Origin of the sequence: Streptomyces sp. NPDC002130 (assembly GCF_040296465.1) — a bacterium.
Classification (GTDB): Bacteria; Actinomycetota; Actinomycetes; order Streptomycetales; family Streptomycetaceae; genus Streptomyces.
In genome coordinates this window covers 1-1,344 of the sequence record NZ_JBEOXI010000905.1, presented here as the reverse complement: position 1 = coordinate 1,344, position 1,344 = coordinate 1, and the positions used below count along the sequence as shown (strand labels likewise).

Here is a 1,344-nt window from a genome sequence, read left to right as displayed (position 1 = left end):
GAACCTTCTTCACCAACTTCGAGAAGGTGTTCTGCGTCAGTAGGACCTTGACGCCGGCATCGTTGAGTTCGTGAATCAATTCATGTTCACGGAAGAGTGGATTGATCGGCACGTGAACCGCACCGACCTTGAGAATGCCGAGCATCGCGATATGGAACTGCGGGCAATTGACCAGGTGAACGCCGACGCGATCGCCGCGTTCGACTCCGAGTGACAGCAGCCATCCGGCAAAACGATCCGAAAGCTCGTCGTATTCGGAATACGTGATGACCCGGCTGTAGAAGACGATGGCAGGAGTATCCGGCCGCTCGATCGCCCAATGCCGCAAGTAATCGACAAGTCCCCCACCTTCGAGCGGATACTCGACGGCGCGGGGAATGCCGGCGGGCCAATGCGCTTGTTGCAGCGCGGAGATTTCCGCCAGAGCCGCTTCGAGCACGTCTTGTTCTGCCACCGATCACTCCATTCGTAAAAGAAATCTATTTCGACTCTTCGAACCCGATCAACCGCTCGGACATCGTCGTCATATCCGCAATGAACTGGTTCTGCTCTTCGAGACTCGCCTTACTCAGTCGTGCTCCACCGGCCATCTGTGCGTCCGAGATCATCTGAACGAGCACCGGGGGCGAAACACAGGGATCTACGTCGTGAACCCGTCGAATCCGTTCGACAAACCGGACGTAGCGGCTCACGAGCTTTTCGCGAACCGCCGACCAACTGCGCTCGACCTCGGAATCCACCCGCGCCCGATGCTCGATCACCGCGAGCAGGTCACCGTAGGTGTACACGGCCGTGATGAACGCCGACGTGGTCGTTCGGAGAACTTCGCGTAGATCCTCGGCCGCCGGGCCCTCCATGTGCTGAGCGTCGAGGAACCGTCGACACATCATTTCGGCGACGGCACGGAAGACCTCGTCCTTCGAGGAGAAGTACGCGTAGAAGGTCGCCCGGGAAACATCAGCCCTGGTCGTGATCGTCTCGACGGTCACAGCGTCGTATCCGAGTTCGCCGAAACAGAGCGCAGCGGTATCGAGCAGGCCGGCCCGGCGTGGACCGTCCCCGAGCTTGCGGGCTGTCCGCGCTCGCTCCTGCGTTTCGCTGGTGGTCACCGTCACAGTGTGTGTTGACGTTGACGTCAATGTCAAGAACCGACCCCGCGTCGACCGAATTGGATCTTTTGTTCGGGTTGCCCTTTCACAGCCCATATATCGGGTGTAAGACTCTGCCTCTAATGCTTTTCGCCTTTCCCGTGAGCTGCATACCGTCACCCGAGTCCCCCGCGAACCTGATGATCACCCGGTCCAGGCGACGCACGTCCTTCGCGCCCGCCGCTTTGCGCTGCTC

2 protein-coding genes are annotated in these 1,344 nt (G+C 59.7%); both read right to left on the bottom strand.

The annotated features are described in order from the left end of the window. The coding region (locus tag ABT116_RS46835) for an AMP-binding protein (RefSeq protein ID WP_351647427.1) at nt 1-454 on the bottom strand (454 nt) is incomplete at its 3' end. Nucleotides 455-479: 25 nt separating this feature from the next. Further along, nucleotides 480-1,109, bottom strand: coding sequence for a TetR/AcrR family transcriptional regulator (locus ABT116_RS46830; protein ID WP_351647424.1), 630 nt, complete (start codon nt 1,107-1,109; stop codon nt 480-482). Nucleotides 1,110-1,344 lie beyond the last annotated feature (235 nt).